This window comes from Serratia sp. 201 (genome assembly GCF_037027545.1).
Taxonomy (GTDB): Bacteria; Pseudomonadota; Gammaproteobacteria; order Enterobacterales; family Enterobacteriaceae; genus Serratia; species Serratia bockelmannii.
In genome coordinates this window covers 349,555-364,950 of record NZ_JAXCHC010000002.1, presented here as the reverse complement: position 1 = coordinate 364,950, position 15,396 = coordinate 349,555, and the positions used below count along the sequence as shown (strand labels likewise).

The 15,396-nt window shown below is 57.6% G+C and carries 17 protein-coding genes; 8 read left to right on the top strand and 9 right to left on the bottom strand.

The annotated features are described in order from the left end of the window. Positions 1-503: 503 nt before the first annotated feature. A complete protein-coding gene (locus WA302_RS10025; protein WP_025303735.1) occupies positions 504-725 on the bottom strand; it encodes a hypothetical protein in 222 nt (73 codons plus the stop codon). A 1-nt stretch (position 726) separates the two neighbouring features. Next, the gene (locus WA302_RS10020) at positions 727-1,698 is read right to left on the bottom strand and encodes a hypothetical protein (RefSeq protein ID WP_336063763.1); all 972 of its coding nucleotides are present in this window, start codon (positions 1,696-1,698) and stop codon (positions 727-729) included. A gap of 227 nt (positions 1,699-1,925) precedes the next feature. Between WA302_RS10020 and WA302_RS10015 the strand changes: the two genes are divergently transcribed. The 3 genes from WA302_RS10015 (at position 1,926) to dsdC (ending at position 5,179) form a co-directional block, all read left to right on the top strand. Further along, on the top strand, positions 1,926-3,422 hold the full coding sequence (locus WA302_RS10015) for a helix-turn-helix transcriptional regulator (protein ID WP_025303737.1): 1,497 nt from the start codon (positions 1,926-1,928) through the stop codon (positions 3,420-3,422). A gap of 134 nt (positions 3,423-3,556) precedes the next feature. Beyond that, positions 3,557-3,808 (top strand): CsbD family protein, encoded by a 252-nt coding sequence (locus tag WA302_RS10010; RefSeq protein ID WP_025303738.1) that lies wholly within the window; start codon positions 3,557-3,559, stop codon positions 3,806-3,808. Between the two features lie 441 nt (positions 3,809-4,249). Then, positions 4,250-5,179 carry a DNA-binding transcriptional regulator DsdC gene (gene dsdC, locus WA302_RS10005; protein WP_025303739.1) on the top strand — a complete coding sequence of 310 codons (930 nt, stop codon included), beginning with the start codon at positions 4,250-4,252 and terminating at the stop codon, positions 5,177-5,179. An 11-nt stretch (positions 5,180-5,190) separates the two neighbouring features. Here the strand turns inward: dsdC and WA302_RS10000 are convergent, their stop codons facing one another. Genes WA302_RS10000 through WA302_RS09990 form a run of 3 tightly spaced genes read right to left on the bottom strand, consistent with a single transcriptional unit; the run spans position 5,191 to position 6,757 of the window. Beyond that, entirely contained in the window at positions 5,191-5,493 is a 303-nt protein-coding gene (locus tag WA302_RS10000; protein ID WP_049294901.1) for a hypothetical protein, read from the bottom strand. 3 nt (positions 5,494-5,496) lie between these two features. Beyond that, positions 5,497-6,420, bottom strand: coding sequence for a DMT family transporter (locus tag WA302_RS09995; protein ID WP_336063760.1), 924 nt, complete (start codon positions 6,418-6,420; stop codon positions 5,497-5,499). A 46-nt stretch (positions 6,421-6,466) separates the two neighbouring features. Next, positions 6,467-6,757 carry a hypothetical protein gene (locus WA302_RS09990; protein WP_336063758.1) on the bottom strand — a complete coding sequence of 97 codons (291 nt, stop codon included), beginning with the start codon at positions 6,755-6,757 and terminating at the stop codon, positions 6,467-6,469. A 396-nt stretch (positions 6,758-7,153) separates the two neighbouring features. On the opposite strand from WA302_RS09990, the gene WA302_RS09985 reads away from it, so the two are divergent. Further along, positions 7,154-8,305: a porin gene (locus WA302_RS09985; protein ID WP_025303743.1), complete on the top strand. Its 1,152-nt coding sequence runs from the start codon at positions 7,154-7,156 to the stop codon at positions 8,303-8,305. Between the two features lie 58 nt (positions 8,306-8,363). On the opposite strand, the gene mltB is transcribed toward WA302_RS09985, so the two are convergent. Continuing rightward, a complete protein-coding gene (gene mltB, locus WA302_RS09980; protein WP_336063755.1) occupies positions 8,364-9,452 on the bottom strand; it encodes a lytic murein transglycosylase B in 1,089 nt (362 codons plus the stop codon). A 283-nt stretch (positions 9,453-9,735) separates the two neighbouring features. Between mltB and WA302_RS09975 the strand changes: the two genes are divergently transcribed. The 3 genes from WA302_RS09975 to ypdK all read left to right on the top strand — a co-directional run bounded on the left by WA302_RS09975 (position 9,736) and on the right by ypdK (position 11,342). Beyond that, on the top strand, positions 9,736-10,188 hold the full coding sequence (locus WA302_RS09975) for a DUF805 domain-containing protein (RefSeq protein ID WP_043140239.1): 453 nt from the start codon (positions 9,736-9,738) through the stop codon (positions 10,186-10,188). Positions 10,189-10,271: 83 nt separating this feature from the next. Further along, positions 10,272-10,709 carry an antitoxin HicB gene (locus WA302_RS09970; RefSeq protein ID WP_025303746.1) on the top strand — a complete coding sequence of 146 codons (438 nt, stop codon included), beginning with the start codon at positions 10,272-10,274 and terminating at the stop codon, positions 10,707-10,709. A gap of 558 nt (positions 10,710-11,267) precedes the next feature. Further along, on the top strand, positions 11,268-11,342 hold the full coding sequence (gene ypdK, locus WA302_RS09965) for a membrane protein YpdK (protein WP_099782600.1): 75 nt from the start codon (positions 11,268-11,270) through the stop codon (positions 11,340-11,342). Positions 11,343-11,408: 66 nt separating this feature from the next. Here ypdK and WA302_RS09960 read toward each other — a convergent pair whose 3' ends face one another. The 3 genes from WA302_RS09960 to WA302_RS09950 all read right to left on the bottom strand — a co-directional run bounded on the left by WA302_RS09960 (position 11,409) and on the right by WA302_RS09950 (position 13,932). Continuing rightward, positions 11,409-11,933, bottom strand: coding sequence for a cytochrome b (locus WA302_RS09960; RefSeq protein WP_089181172.1), 525 nt, complete (start codon positions 11,931-11,933; stop codon positions 11,409-11,411). 110 nt (positions 11,934-12,043) lie between these two features. After that, positions 12,044-13,273 (bottom strand): alanine transaminase, encoded by a 1,230-nt coding sequence (gene alaC, locus WA302_RS09955; protein WP_336063753.1) that lies wholly within the window; start codon positions 13,271-13,273, stop codon positions 12,044-12,046. 119 nt (positions 13,274-13,392) lie between these two features. Continuing rightward, entirely contained in the window at positions 13,393-13,932 is a 540-nt protein-coding gene (locus WA302_RS09950) for a GNAT family N-acetyltransferase (protein ID WP_141998610.1), read from the bottom strand. Positions 13,933-14,100: 168 nt separating this feature from the next. Between WA302_RS09950 and WA302_RS09945 the strand changes: the two genes are divergently transcribed. Then, on the top strand, positions 14,101-15,345 hold the full coding sequence (locus WA302_RS09945) for a DUF1479 domain-containing protein (protein ID WP_336063750.1): 1,245 nt from the start codon (positions 14,101-14,103) through the stop codon (positions 15,343-15,345). Positions 15,346-15,396: the final 51 nt, after the last annotated feature.

The window sequence follows — 15,396 nt, the reverse complement described above, 5'->3', positions numbered from 1 at the left end:
AAAACGGCAAAACAAAAACAACCCACATAAAGTGCTCCCGTCAAAGATGCATTTACATCACCAGGGAGAATCACACTTTTTGCCAATTGTTTTATCTTAACGTGTTTTTTTACACTCCAGTGGCATGGACGAATAGGAATTTCATCATCACAAATTAAATCGTGATTTATTGTTTGGTCGGTTGATAAAATTATTGAACCTAATATGAAGAAATAGGAACAATGTCGAGGAAGGATGCGGTGGATAAAAGCAAGGCCTTAACCTCGGGCCAGATAATCGCAGAGCTTCATAGCGCGTTTCTTTTTTATCTTTTCCCAACAAAGCAGAATCGATGTTTCAACAAACCTTGTTCGATGCCCTACGTTACCTTCCACGCCAATTGGGGCGCCATTTATGCCTCGCTCTTCCCTCGTAACAGTGCCGTGTCTGCATACCCGTGCTTTGTTGCCACAGCACGGCAAAAAGCCCGGCTCGCCAGGCCGGGCTTTTCATTAACGGACTGATTAATCAGCCAGGTTGTCGATCTCTGCCGATCGGTGCTTGCGTAGCAGATTCAGCAGCAAAGATACCCGCCGCTCGGTGCGTTCCGGGGTATCCGGCGGCAGGTTGTAGCGCAAGGTGTAGCGCTCGTTGTTCTCGTTGCAAAAATCGATGACGAGCACGGGCGCGGACGCTCCCGCCACTTTTCGATAGTTCAGCGAGATGCACGACAGGTTTTTCCTCATCTCAACTTACCGCGACGATACGGCGGGTTGATTCGGCAATCCGCCCCACGCCGGCGCTCAGCGCAGCGCCCAACAGCAGTATCAGCAGTGAGCCCCATGCGGCGCGAGACAGTTGTTTTGCCGCTTCATCAGCCGCTTCACGCGCTTTCTGCTCGGCTTCGGCCTTGAGTTTTTCCACCTTCTGCACCGCCTGCTGATAAGCCTGGGCGTAGTTATCGACGATTTGGCTCGCTTCATCACGGCTCTTGCCGGTGCGTGCCGCAACGATATTCACCAACGCATCCTTGTCGGCCGCACTCAACGTCGGCTCACCGGACTGCTTGACGCGCTCGAACCACTGCTTAAGCTCGGTAGCGGCCTGCGCCGGATCTGCCGCGGCATCCACGGCCGACTGTTTGCCGTCGGCGGTCGCCCTATCGGCCTTCTGTTCCAACCGAGCCGGATCCAATTCCGGCTTGCCGGTCTGCTTGAGCGTGGCGTTCAACTGATTTTCCAGGCTTCCCCAGTCAAGGCTGATGCCCTTTTTATCCAGCTGTTGCTTGAGGCCTTCACCCGCGTTTGGCGCTGCCGCCGCCAGGCCGCTGCCCGCCAGTGAGAGCCCTTTACCCACCGCGCTGCCCGCCAGCCCCACCACGCCGCTTGCTAATGAAACCATCAGCCAGGTGGTCAGCAAGGTGGTGATCGCCCAGCTCAGCAGGCCATGCAAACCGCCGCGGTTCGGCGCAGTGCGTCCGGCGACGAACGCGCCGGCGGCCAGCGATGCCAGCGTGGAAACCAGCAGCCAGATCCCGGTGCCGGTGCCAAAGCCGCTCAGCGGATTGCCCTTTTGCATCATATCTACGGCCTGGGCGCCGATCGCCGTGCCCAGCACGCTGAAGATCAGGTAGGTCACCAGCGCTACGGCACTCCCGGCCAATATCGAGCCCCATGACACCTGAAACGCAAAGCGATTTGATTCATAGACAGTGGTCATCGTTGTTCCTTATATTTTCTGGACAAGTGATTGCACGCACGGTGGATAACCGCGCAGACAAATTCAGTCTGCCGCGCGGCGTCGTCGGCCGTCCCGGTTCATTTGCGCCAGAATGCCTAGTGCATTCACACCCTGCGAATACGCACGTTATGCACTAAGCTGCTCAGCGAGTAGCGTAACCCGCGGCCCCGTCAGAGGCCGCTCCCCTTCTGTCTAGCGGAGAGCACATGAACCCATCCGTCCTGGCCAGCGAAACCCACCGCGGCCACCTGCAGCAAATCATCTCCGGCTTGTCCGACGGCGTGATCCTGACGGATACCGATCAAACGCTTCTCTGGGCTAACGAAGCCGCGTTGGCCATGCACGGCGTGAGCCACCAGAAAGCCCTGGGGGCTGATGCCGGCGAGTACGCGGCGCGTTTTGCACTGCGTTATCGCAACAACCACCCGCTGGCGCTGGAACAGTACCCGCTGAGCCGGGTTGCCGATGGCGAAACCTTCACCGATGTGGTGGTGGAGGTTCGGCAGGTCGACGATCCGGAGAGCTTCTGGGTGCACCGCCTGCGGAGCCTGATCATCACCGATGCGCAGGGGCAGCCGGAGCTGCTGGCGCTGATCCTGAGCGACGCAACGGAGTGGGCCAGCGCCGAACAGCGCTTTGAAAAAACCTTCAACGCCAATCCGGCACCGGCGGTCATTTGTCGGCTAAGCGACCTGCGTTACGTCAAGGTCAACCAGGGGTTCCTCGATATGACCGGTTACCAGCGTGAACAGGTCATGGGGCGTTCGGTTTATGAACTCGACGTCTTAGAACAGGCAGAGCACAAAGAGCTGGCGGTTCAGCGCCTGGGGGAAGGTGCCACCATTCCGCAGATGGAGGCCGAGCTGAAACTGCCCGGCGGAGGAAGCAAGCTGGTGGTGGTTGCCGGTCAACCGCTGGATATCAATGAAGACGACTGCATGCTGTTCACGTTTACCGATCTCGAACCCCGGCGCCTGGCGGAATCGGCGCTGCGAGAAAGTGAAGAGCGGTTCGCCAAGGCATTTCGCCTGAGCCCGGTGCCGACGTTGGTGTGTACCGCAGACGAGAGGCGCGTGCTGGATGTCAACGAAGCGTTCACCCGCACCACCGAGTACGACGCCGAAGCGTTGATCGGCAAAACGGTCGATGAGATCCAGTTTATTGACGATCCCGAGGCGAACCGCCGTTTGTTTGCCGCACTGGAAAAAAGCGGCAACGTCGAAGGGTTGGATATCCAGGTGCGAAAGAAAGGGAGCGAGCTAATCGACTGCGTGGCCTCGGCGGATGCCGTCAGTATCCATAATGCGCCCTGCTACCTGTTGGTGCTCATGGACATTACTGAGCGTAAACGATCGGAGCTGGAGCTGGTGAATGCCATCGAAGAAGTGATGCAGGATGCCTCGTGGTTCAGCCAAACTTTGATCGAAAAACTGGCCAACGTAAAAAGCATCAACCGGCCCGACCAGGCTGGATTCACCACCAGCGACCTCACGCCGCGCGAGCGCGATGTGCTGGAATTGATTTGCGAGGGGCTGCCGGACAAGAAAATCGCGGCGCGTCTCAATCTGGCGCTCAACACCATCCGCAATCATGTCGCGACGGTCTATTCCAAACTCGGCGTGCACAGCCGCAGCGAAGCCATCGTCTGGGCCAGAGAGCGCGGGCTGTTTACCGGCGGAGCGGCCTCCAGGAATGGCAAGTAGCCTGCAAATGCACTACCCGCACCGATGCAAACGCCCCTTATGAGCGCAGAGTGAAGTGCATAACATGGCGGTGCAAATGCAGGCTTTCGCTCTGTGCGAACGCCAAACGGATCGAACCTTAGGAGCACATCATAATGAACAGCGAAAAAGCCAATGGCATGATGGACAAAGTGGCGGGCAAAGCGCAGGAAATCGCAGGCGACGTCAGCGGTAACGAACGTTGGCAGGCCGAAGGCGTCACGCGCCAGGCAGTGGGCGCGCTGCAAGAAAAATACGGCGACGCCCTGAGCTGCGCCGGCAGTATGATGAAGAAAAACCCCCTCGCCGCGTTGGCACTCGTTGCCGGCGCAGGTTTGTTGGCCGGCCTGCTGCTGCGTCGCCGTTGATTAGCGCCGACGATCAACCTGCTTTTCCCTGAATGTTGTGCCCGGTGGGTAACCACTGGGCACGGTTCTCTGGCCAGGCGGGGCTCAGCGTTATCGATTGCTACCTCCATCTCGTTGGCATCCGGGCTTAACGCGTACTCAACGTCGCCATGCGACGGATGATTATGGCGAAACCGTTATATCCCGCAGGGAATATGAGCTTTTATCGTTCAGGCTGCGGTACACCGCCTTTACTCGCTGCTTAACGGCACCTCTTTTTATTATATTCGTCCTATTGCTGATTATCATCGCCCCCACCGTCTGTTATTTCCGGTTGTTATGCAATTCTCTTCAACATATCGAAATCCCTCGGCATAAAAACCGAATAGATCAATCAGGCTGGGTTTATCCTCCGCGCCATTAAATGTTAATATTGCCAGATTGTGCGCACGGAGAAATAGCATGTTCCCCAGTAAAAAACATTCACAGCGGGCGACCCCGCTGACCAGCTATCAATTTTCCCGGCTGCATACTTTTGAATGCGTCGCCCGCCATTTATCTTTTGCGCTGGCGGCGCAAGAATTGTCGATCACCCCCAGCGCCGTAAGCCACCGCATTAATTTGCTCGAAAAGGAATTGGGCTTTCTGCTGTTTCAGCGCTTTCATCGCAGAATTACCCTGACGCCGGAGGGCGAGCGCATGCAATGGGCGCTGGACAGCTCCTTCAACACCTTGAATCAGGAAATCCTGGACATTAAAAATCGCGAGTTGACGGGAACATTGACCCTCTACTCACACCCGTCTCTGGTGCAATGTCTGCTGCTGCCGCGCATCGGCGACTTTATCGCCCAGCACCCCACCATTCACCTCAACATTTTGACCGGGCAGGAAATCATCAACCTGGCCAACCGCGGCGTGGACCTGGCGATGTACTTCGGCAAACTGCCCTCGGGGCGGCATCTGGACGAGGCCTTTATGCAGGAATCGATGGTGCCGATTTGCACGCCGCAGTACGCCGCTGCACATAACCTGTACGATGCGCCGGAAAACCTGGCTCACTGTACGCTGCTGCACGATCGCTACAACTCCGGCGAAGATGAGTGGCAAACCTGGTCACAACACTTTGCGTTGGGGCTGGATACCGACAGTAAAAGCATGGAGTTCGACCGTTCCGATCTCGCGGTACTGGCCGCCACACGGCACCTTGGCGTCGCCATGGGGCGGCTTAATCTGGTGCAGGACTGGATAAAAAGCGGCGAACTGATCATTCCGTTCACCAACATGACCGTGCCCTGTGAGCACTGCTATTTTACCTCGACCATTTCCGAACGGCAGTGGCCCAAGATCCTCGCGTTTAAGCAGTGGATCATGAAAATCTCCCCTCTGGTCTGATGGCCAGAGGGTTAGCGCTCTACTTTGGGGGAATAAGAAAAATGCAGCGCGCAGGCGTAGAGCCGGCCGGCCTTTGAATAAGAAATATATTTTCGACTTTTATCCCAGGTCAGCAGGGAATTATTGGCAAAATAATAAACCTCCAATCGCATCCCATTCGCCAACCTCGACCAGCCTCGGCTTCTTATCACGGTAAAATCACCGTTATCGCTGAGCGTAATCAGCGGCACGCCCCAAGCATAGCGGGATATTTGCAACTGAATAATGAATTGGCTTTCGCAGCTTATTTGGTAGTTCTGTACATCAACATCCATAATTTATATTTTTGGTGCCACCCTTCGGTCAAAATAAAGAAGATATGAACAACTCACCACGATTAACCCCAGCACGATCAGCACAGCACCCAATACAAACTCAATTTGCAGTGGTTCGCCGAGAATGGCGACCCCCGCCAGGATGCCGAATACCGGCGTCATAAAGGTGAGAATGCCCAGCGAGGAAGCCTGATAACGGCGCAGCAGTGAAAACCAGATCAGGTAGCTGAAAAACGACACGATCAGCGTTTGGAACAGCAGGCTGCACCAGGCCACCGGGCTCAGGACGACGTGCAAATTGCCCGTCGCTATCGCCAGCAGCGACAGCAGCACGCAGGCGCCCGTCAATTGGAATAACAACGTCTGTTTGGCCGGGCACTCCGCCAGACGCGTGGTACGGATCATCAGGGTAGAACCGCCCCAGGCGATCCCCGCCAGCAGGCCATAGAAATCGCCTTTCAGCCGATCGGCTCCGCCACTTCCCTCAGCCATGCTCGATATGACCAGCACCACGCCGCCAAAGGCGATGAGCATGCCTAGCCACTGCACCGGCGACAGACGCTCCTGAGGAAGGAGAAAATGCAGACCGAGGGCGGAAAATAGCGGCGCGGTGTACAAAAACACCGCCATATGCGAGGCGCTGGTGTAGCGCAGCCCTTCGGAGACAAAAAAGAACTCCAGCGCGAACAATGCCCCTACGCTCAAACCGGCGCTCAGCGTGGCGCGATCCCAGGTGAAACACTCGCCGCGGCAACGCGCCAACAGGTATACCCCCAGCGCGGCGAGGCCCGAGCGAATGGCAATTTGCAGCACCGCCGACACATCCTGCTCGGCGGCCTTGATCGCCACCTGCTGCATCCCCCAGATGGCGCAAAGCAGCACCATGGCGGCGGCGGCCCTGCCGTCAATACCGACTCTTGCATTCATAATAGAATTCTCGCCACCGTTGAAATAATCACAGGCCACCGTAGAATTATTCTTTATACACCACGATTTCCTGATAAAGTTTAATAACCTCACCATCGCTGTCGACGGAGTCGGTATATTCAGTTTGCTGCGCTAAATGAATCACCCGCCATCCTTTACTCGCCAATTCCGGGATCGTCAGGCGCCCCACGCCGCGGCAGGTAAACAGGGTATCGTCAGATAACCTGAGTTTACTAACCTCTGCATAATCATAAGCTTGAGAATGGCAGACGTGCGACTCCGCCGCCATCGCCGGTAATGAAAACAGCCCCACCAACAACATTAACAGATTTCTCATGGCGACCTCCCAATCGCTTATTCCTGCCGACCGATTACGCAGAAGAAGGCAAACGTTAATACGGCGGTGACAGGCTGAAATTAATTATCTCTTGCACGACTAAAATTACAGGCTGACGCCGATGACTGACAAATGAAAAATATAAACCTTGGCGTTAGATGAATTCATCCGAATCGAGAGACATAAATAATGGCGCTTTTCACCGCACGAAATGGTCAAAAACCGGCCAATAATTAGCAAGAAAAGTAATTATTTATCTCACCGTTTATGTTACAAATGCCGCCCGCCGCTAAAACACCAAAAAAACCGTCAAAATGCGTGAAAACGCAGCGTTCTGCGCAAAACATCGGCATGGCGGCGCTGATGGGGCGGTCATACATAAAACAGGGATAACACATGGCAATGAAATTGCGCGTAGTGACTCAAGCGGTGGCGCTGGGTCTGGCGATCGGCAGCGCGTCGTTCGCCGCTCAGGCAGAAATCACTCTGCTGAAGCAAGATCCACAGGCCGGCGATCCGCTCAGCCGCCTGAACTTTACCGTTGGCGGCAGCATCCGTCCGCAGTTCAACAACATGACGGGCGACGGTGACAAGGGCTCGTATAAGCGTAACGGCTTCGATGGCGGCACCCGTTTCCGTTTCGCAGCGGACTACTACCTGTTCGACGATATCAGCTGGATCAGCTACTACGAGCTGGGTGTGAACATTCCGGCGCTGTTTGACTGGGATCACCACTATGCCGACGGCGCGAGAAACACCAGCCGCCGTATGCTGTATACCGGCCTGAAAAGCAACACCTGGGGCCAGATGACCTTCGGTCAGCAAAACAGCGTTTACTATGACGTGGTTGGCGCCAAGACCGATATCTGGGACTACGACATGCTGGCCCAGGCACCGGGCAACGGCATCAACGGCGACTACGACGGCTCTTACCGTTCACGCAAAATGCTGAAGTACAAGAACCGCTTCGGCGATGCGGACGTTTACGCCTCGTACCTGTTCAGCGACAGCGACTACCTGCCGGGCAACGGCCTGCGTTATAAGCGCAAAGGCGGCGGCTCACTGGGTGTGGATTACCACATTACACAGGATCTGACCTGGGGTACCGCCTGGAACTACACCCGCGCCGAAATGCGCAACCCGTCCACCAGCGGCAGCAAGAGTTATGACCAGAACATTTTCGGTACCGCCATCAGCTGGAAACCGGATAACTGGACGCTCACCTTCGGCGGCGGTTACTACAACGACTTCCTGACCACCAAGAAAGCCGACGTCAACAATTACTTCGCCGGCGATGCGTGGGGTATCGAATACCTGGCCGGTTATACCGTGCCGGTGGGCCAGTACGCGGTGAAATCGGTGATGCCGTACTTCATGGGCGACCGCCTGGAATACATCAGCGGCCGCAACTACCAGCGCATCGACAACGGCCTCGGGGTTACCGTACAGTTTGACTACGGTTTCCGCGTTGACGTAGAGCACGTGCTGACATCGAGCACCGACAACCTCGGCGATATGACCGTGGTCCGTCTGCGCTACGATTTCTGATTGCTCAGAACGTAAAAAAGGCCGCGCAAGCGGCCTTTTTCGTTGTTTGAAGCAGCGGTCAGAAGCCGCCGCGCGCCGAGCGCCCTACCGCTTCGCCCAGTTGCCATACCGCCATGGCGTAATGGGTGCTGTGGTTATAGCGGGTGATAGCGTAGAAGTTCGGCAGACCGTACCAATACTGGTAGCCGGTGCCGACGTCCAGCCGCAGCAGGCTGGCCTCTTGGTTATCCCCGAGTGAACCCTGCGGGCTCAGGCCGGCTTCAGCCAGTGCGGCGACCGAGTAGCGGGTCTTGAAGCCGTTTTCCAACCCCGGCGCCTGGCCGTTGGCCTGAATGGCGACCGGCTCGCCCTTGGACCAGCCGTGCGCCTTGAAGTAATTGGCCACGCTGCCGATGGCATCGACCGGATCCCACAGGTTGATATGCCCATCGCCGTTGAAGTCAACCGCGTAGCTTTTGAAGGAAGAAGGCATGAACTGCCCATAGCCCATCGCGCCGGCGAAGGAGCCGCGCAGCTCGAGCGGATCGTCACCTTCGGTGCGCGACATCAGCAGGAAGGTTTCCAACTCACCGGCGAAGTAATCGGCGCGGCGCGGGTAGTTGAAGGCCAGCGTCGCCAGCGCGTCGATAATGCGGGTTTTACCCATTACGCGGCCCCAGCGGGTCTCCACGCCAATAATCCCCACGATGATCTCCGGCGGCACGCCGTACACCTGCCAGGCGCGCTGCAGCGCATCCTGATATTGATTCCAGAACACCACGCCGTTTTGCACGTTATCCGGGGTGATGAACTTGTTGCGGTAGCGCAGCCAGGAACCGTTCGGCCCGGTTGGCCCCTGAGTAGACGGCGTCGGCGCCTGTCTGTCCATCAGCCGCAGCACCGAGTCCAATCGCCGAGCCTGCGCCAGCACGTCGTGCAGCTGCTGCCGGTCAAACCCGTGTTCCTGCACCATCTTATCGATAAAGCGCGCGGTATTCGGGTTATTGGCGAAATCCCCTCCCAGCGGCGCGCCGCTGTGCGCCGGGCTCAGCAAAAAGCCGCCCTTTACCGGGGTGCTCTGCGGCGTAGCAGTGGTACTGGGTTTCGGCGTGCTGCTACAGGCAGCAAGCAAGGTAATCAGCGGTAAAAGCGCAACCAGGTAACGCATCGGATATCCATAGCCATGCAAGAGATAAGTGGGAGTTATGTTAATGCATTGTTCAACGCGAACAAACAGGATTATGCCGCCAATGACCGCGTCAGGTAGCCAAACGTGCCAAATTGTGACGTTTTGCTCGGTGAAAGGACGCCCTGTGCGGCCGCGTGGAATCTCAACCGCGACTAAATGAGAAAAATTATCACCTTGACGCCCCCGTTTACCCCGCTAGAATGCCCGGCTGCTTGCCATCCGGCCTCCGCCGGGCGGCCAATGATGACGACAACGGACTGTGATGGAATCTCTCGGACAACTCACCAAAGACCTTTACCGCGGGCGCATCTCGCGCAAACCCTTTGTTTTCTCGCTGGCGATCTTCGCCGTTGGCATCGTGCTGCTGTCGTTTCTGTCGACCTATCTGGATAAAAACCATTTTCGCGCCCATGCGCACGGCGACACCGAGGAATTCGTCTCGGTGCTGCTGTATCTGTTGTGCATCATGGTGTGGGCGCTGTTCTGTTTTGGCCTGGTGGCGTGGTTTATGGCCAAAACCGCGTTTCGCCTTAATGATATCGGCCTGCCCGGTTGGGTGCTGGCCGTCACATGCTACGTTTGCTCGGTGCTCAACAACTACTCCCCCGGCCCGGTGGCGCGCTGGCTGCCGCTGTTCAGTCTGGCCGTCATGATCTGCGCCCTACTGTTGCCGCCCGACGGGCTGCGTCGCAAGCCGCGTGAACATGCCGATTGAGCGCCATTCCGCTCAAGGCTATGGCTATCCGCCGGCCGCGCCGTCACAATAGCGCCTCATTCAGGTTTCAATCAGGGATTGCCATGTACAGCCACTACCCCGCCCATTACACCTTCGATAGCGACAGCGACGCCTGGCAGATCGGTTTCCACGACTTCCCCGAGTGGCAATCTGCCTGCTATAAACGCGAAGACATCGAGCTGGAAGCGCAGGAAAGCCTGCTGGCCGCCATCGCCGCCGCGATGGATGAAGGTCTGCCTCTGCCCGCCCCTTCTCCTGCGCAAACCGATGACTTGAAAGTACACCTGCCGGCGCTGGTGGCGCTGAAGATCGAACTGCACAATGCCATGCTACGCAAAAACACCGGCAAAGCGGCGCTGGCGCGTAAGCTGGGATTCAACGGCGGGCAAATGGAGCGGTTGCTGGATATCGGCTACGCCTCGAAGGTTGAAGCGCTGGAGCAGGCGTTGTATCTGCTGGGCTACGAAGTGCGCGTGACGATAAGCGAAGTTTGCCAATGAGTTAGCGCTAAGTTAGCGAAATATTCGTCAACAGGACTAAATTTTCCCCGTTTTGCGCCGATATGATGGCTACCTAATCACTTATCGCAACAACGAAGGCTAAAAATGGAGTGGAGTCGCCGTCATATTTGGGCCGTTATTCTGCTGTCTTGTCTCGTTTTTTGGGTCATTTTGGCGACCGGCATCAACGCCGCCGCCTGAGCGCCCGCCGCTGCATTGCTTCATCCCCTATTTAACAGCCCGCCACGGCGGGCTAGTTCCTGTCGCCCGCCCATAAAAAGCGTTATAAAACAGCGCGCTCTGTTCAAAAAACAGCCGAAAATTGTGATCAAAAACACAGTATTGAAATCAGACCAGTATTGAGAGTACATTAGCGCCGATCCTGTCGCGGTTCGGATTTTACCTCACGGAGCATGAGGCGCGACAACCGGACAGCCCGCGCTCGAGGACGTTGTTCTTTCGCTTGGAAGAATCCGCCCGACAAGCAGGCTGCCCATAAAATACTCAGCACAACAATCGGGATCATTGCTGGCGAGGACTCCAGACAGGAGTTGTTCAGTGAAATATTTTTTGATGGGCGTGTCATTCATGCTGGTTGCCTGGGTTGGCACCTTCATGTTGATGGTTGCCTGACGGTAGCCAGACCAGGAACACAGCCAAAGGGACGCGCAAGCGTCCCTTTGTCGTTTCTGCTGACGATCATTTGCCCGGCATCATGCGGCGCAAGGTGTCGTCCTTACGCAGGTAGTGATGAAACAGCGCCGCCAACGCATGTGCGCCAATGATAAAGTAGCCGATATTCGCCAGCGTCTCATGAACCGTTTTGACCAGCCTGCGCATCACCGGATCCGGTGTCACCCACTGCGGCATCGGCCAGCCCAGCAAAGACCACGATTTCCCGCCGTAGGCCAGGGTTAACATGCCCAGCAACGGCAACATCAGGAAGACCACGTACAGCAGCCAATGGAAGATCTTGGCGCCCACTTCCTGCCATTCCTCCAGCGGCGGCGTGGTCGGCGGCGCAGCGTGGAAAGCGCGCATGGCCAACCGAATCAGCATCAGGGCAAAAACCGATACCCCAAAGTTAAAGTGCAGAGTTTTGACCAGCGGCGCCCACGCCTCCGGCACCGAATCCTTCAGCAACATCGCCGCATAGGTGAGGATCACCATCAGCAAAGTCAGCCAATGTAAAACGATTTGCGATCGCGCGTAGCGGTTGCTCATACACTCTATCCAAAAAATAAAATTCAGCGTAGTTGAGCATAATGGGGAAATAATGAAGAAAACCTTGGGACGGAAAAAATAAGGCCGGGCGAACGCCCGGCCTGACAGGATTATTTGGCGCTGCCGGCTTTGCCCGGCTTCAGCAGCCCTTCCGCGCGGAACATCGCCTTGATGCCACGCACCGCCTGGCGGATACGGTCCTGGTTCTCGATCAGCGCGAAACGCACGTGGGTATCGCCGTAGTCGCCGAAGCCGATGCCCGGCGAGACGCAGACCTTGGCTTCCGCCAGCAGGCGTTTGGCAAACTCCAGCGAACCGAGGTGGGCATAAGGCTCGGGAATTTTCGCCCACACGTACATCGACGCCTTCGGGTTTTCCACCATCCAGCCCGCCTCATGCAGCCCCTTCACCAACACGTTGCGGCGCTGCCGATACTGCTCGGCGATATCGCGCACGCACTGCTGATCGCCTTCCAGCGCGGCGATGGCCGCCACCTGCAGCGGCGTAAAGGTCCCGTAGTCGTGATAGCTCTTGATGCGCGCCAGCGCGCTGACCAGTTCGGGATTGCCGACCATGAACCCGATGCGCCAGCCGGCCATGTTATAGCTTTTCGACAGGGTGAAGAACTCCACCGCGATGTCTTTCGCCCCCGGCACCTGCATGATCGACGGCGCTTTCCAGCCGTCATAAACGATATCGGCATAGGCCAGATCGTGGATCACCAGCACGTTGTACTGTTTGGCCAGCGCCACCACCCGCTCGAAGAAATCCAGCTCCACGCACTGCGCGGTCGGGTTGGACGGGAAGCCGAGGATCATCATTTTCGGGCGCGGAATGGTTTCCCGAATGGCGCGCTCCAGCTCACCGAAGAAATCCACACCGTCCACCAGCGGCACCGAGCGCACCTGGGCGCCGGCGATCACCGCGCCGTAAATGTGGATCGGGTAGCTGGGGTTCGGCACCAGTACCGTATCGCCGTGATCGAGGGTCGCCAGCATCAGGTGCGCCAGCCCCTCTTTCGAACCGATAGTGACGATGGCTTCGCTTTCCGGATCGATATCCACCTGATAACGATCGGCATACCAGCGCGAAATGGCGCGGCGCAGGCGTGGAATGCCGCGCGAAGTAGAGTAACCGTGGGTATCGTCGCGCTGGGCGACGGCGCACAGTTTTTCCACGATGTGCGGCGGCGTCGGGCCGTCGGGGTTCCCCATGCTGAAGTCGATAATATCCTCACCGCGACGGCGTGCGGCCATCTTCAGTTCGGCGGTGATGTTGAATACGTAAGGGGGAAGGCGTTCAATGCGCGTAAAACGGCGCTGTGGACTGTTATCAGCCATAGGGGATTCCTCGATAGACGTTAGCGCCCGGACCGTCCGAGCGACGCTGGCCAGCGAACTGACCGAATATCGAACATAGCGCAGCGCCGACGAGCTTGTCGATACCTGGCGCGATATTTTTATTTGCCGCCCTGAAACTCCGCCGCCAACAGCCCGAACAGCCAGTCATCGCACCACTGATCCGCCAGACGGTAGTTGTCGCGCAGCGTGCCTTCCAGCTGAAAACCGCACGACTCCAGCAGGCCACGCGAGGCGAGATTGCCCACGGTCACGGTGGCGGTCAATTTGTGAAAACCGCAGGCGTTCACCGCAAAATCCAGCACTGCCCGTAGCGACTCCTTGCCATAGCCCTTGCCCTGCCCGGAAGGCAAACTCCCGTATCCCACTTCCGCCTGCCGATACGGCGCCCAGTGCGGACGAAAGCCGGTAATGCCCACCGCCTCTCCGCTGTGCTTCTCACGCATCACCAGACACAACCACTGCTCGCCGTGTTTGTCCCAGGCCGGCAGCCGCTCTTCGAACCGTGCGCGGATCTCCGCTTCGCTGCGCGGATCGGAGATGTAACGGATCACCTCGGGATCTTGGTACAGGCGCAGAAACAGCGGCCAATCCTCGACGGTTATCGACTGTAAGTGCAGACGTTCAGTGACCAGCTTCATAAAATCTCCGAAAAACGAAAAAGAGGAACTTACGAATGAAAGATATCTCTTTATTTTCCCCGATTGGTTGCCGATAATCATTCACGTTAAAACCACAAAACCTTAACGTCTTGCCCGATTCCCTACAACTGCCCGCCGCCGTTATCCACGCGGCACCAGGAGAACACCATGGCCTCTTTAGTCATCGACGATATTCCGCAGACGATCGTTAACGTCAAGCGCCAGCTGCGCCAGGCATTGCCGAACTACCGCGACGTCTTTCTAGCGCTGGAAGAGAACATCCGCGGCCAGGTCGAACAGATCCGCCGCGAGCTGGCCGCCGGCCATAATCCGGTGCCGCAGATCGACGCAGAAGATATCCTGCAGCAGCGCGTCAGCGAGCAGCAAATAGCGCTGATCAAACAGAGCGGCGCCTGCGCCATTCGCGGCGTGTTCCCCCGCGCCAAGGCCGAAGGCTGGAACCGGGAAATCGGCGACTACCTTGAGCGCAACAACTTCGTCGAACGGTTGAAAAACGCCGCCGAAGACAACTATTTCGGCAAGTTGGCCGCCAGCAAGCCGCAGATTTACGGCATCTATTGGTCAAAACCGCAGGTTGAAGCGCGGCAGGATGCGCGCATGCATGCGGTGCAGGTGTTCCTCAACAGCCTGTGGGCCACCGAGAGCAACGGCAAACAGCATTTCGATCCGACCCGCGTCGCCACCTACGCCGATCGCACCCGCCGCCGCCCGCCGAACTCCTCGTCGCTGGGCCTGTCACCGCACGTCGACAGCGGCACCATTGAGCGCTGGCTGGACGAAAACTTCCGCTATGTATATCGCCACGTTTTCTCCGGCGACTGGCAGCAGTACGATCCCTTCGCCGCCGACGGCCGCACCGAGGTGCGCGAAATAGCCTCCCCGGCGGTCTGCTCGATGTTCCGCACCTTCCAGGGTTGGACGGCGCTGACGCCGCAGCGCACCAACGCCGGCACGCTGAACCTGGTGCCGATCGCCAACGCCATGGCCTATGTGTTGCTGCGCGCGCTGCAGGACGACGTCGCCGACGACGATCTGTGCGATGCGGCACCGGGCCGCGCGCTGTCGATCTCGGAAAAGTGGCATCCCCTTTTATTAAGTGGGATTTCCCCCATTCCCGATCTGGAGCCGGGCGACACGGTCTTTTGGCACTGCGATGTGATCCACGCGGTGGAGAACGAGCATAACGGCGAGTTCGACAGCAACGTGATGTACATCGCTGCCGCGCCGGGCTGCGAGAAAAACGACGCCTATCTGCAGCGCCAGCTGCCGAGCTTTATCGACGGCAGAACGCCGCCAGACTTCGCCCCTGACGACTTCGAGGTGGATTTCGACGGCCGCGCCACCGTCGACCTGCTGACGCCACTGGGCAAAGCGCAGCTCGGCATGGGCTGATCCCCCGCCCGTGGCGCACGCCACGGGCCCCTTTCGCTGTGGTATACTGCC

Coding starts and splice junctions, on each gene's coding strand:
- mltB (WP_336063755.1), bottom strand. CDS start 9,452: ATGCGTTACCTGGTTGCGCTTTTACCGCTGATTACCTTGCTTGCTGCC.
- WA302_RS10020 (WP_336063763.1), bottom strand. CDS start 1,698: ATGACCACTGTCTATGAATCAAATCGCTTTGCGTTTCAGGTGTCATGG.
- WA302_RS09990 (WP_336063758.1), bottom strand. CDS start 6,757: ATGAGAAATCTGTTAATGTTGTTGGTGGGGCTGTTTTCATTACCGGCG.
- dsdC (WP_025303739.1), top strand. CDS start 4,250: ATGTTCCCCAGTAAAAAACATTCACAGCGGGCGACCCCGCTGACCAGC.
- WA302_RS09975 (WP_043140239.1), top strand. CDS start 9,736: ATGGAATCTCTCGGACAACTCACCAAAGACCTTTACCGCGGGCGCATC.
- alaC (WP_336063753.1), bottom strand. CDS start 13,273: ATGGCTGATAACAGTCCACAGCGCCGTTTTACGCGCATTGAACGCCTT.
- WA302_RS10015 (WP_025303737.1), top strand. CDS start 1,926: ATGAACCCATCCGTCCTGGCCAGCGAAACCCACCGCGGCCACCTGCAG.
- WA302_RS10025 (WP_025303735.1), bottom strand. CDS start 725: ATGAGGAAAAACCTGTCGTGCATCTCGCTGAACTATCGAAAAGTGGCG.
- WA302_RS10000 (WP_049294901.1), bottom strand. CDS start 5,493: ATGGATGTTGATGTACAGAACTACCAAATAAGCTGCGAAAGCCAATTC.
- WA302_RS09945 (WP_336063750.1), top strand. CDS start 14,101: ATGGCCTCTTTAGTCATCGACGATATTCCGCAGACGATCGTTAACGTC.
- WA302_RS09985 (WP_025303743.1), top strand. CDS start 7,154: ATGGCAATGAAATTGCGCGTAGTGACTCAAGCGGTGGCGCTGGGTCTG.
- WA302_RS09960 (WP_089181172.1), bottom strand. CDS start 11,933: ATGAGCAACCGCTACGCGCGATCGCAAATCGTTTTACATTGGCTGACT.
- WA302_RS09950 (WP_141998610.1), bottom strand. CDS start 13,932: ATGAAGCTGGTCACTGAACGTCTGCACTTACAGTCGATAACCGTCGAG.
- WA302_RS09970 (WP_025303746.1), top strand. CDS start 10,272: ATGTACAGCCACTACCCCGCCCATTACACCTTCGATAGCGACAGCGAC.
- WA302_RS10010 (WP_025303738.1), top strand. CDS start 3,557: ATGAACAGCGAAAAAGCCAATGGCATGATGGACAAAGTGGCGGGCAAA.
- WA302_RS09995 (WP_336063760.1), bottom strand. CDS start 6,420: ATGAATGCAAGAGTCGGTATTGACGGCAGGGCCGCCGCCGCCATGGTG.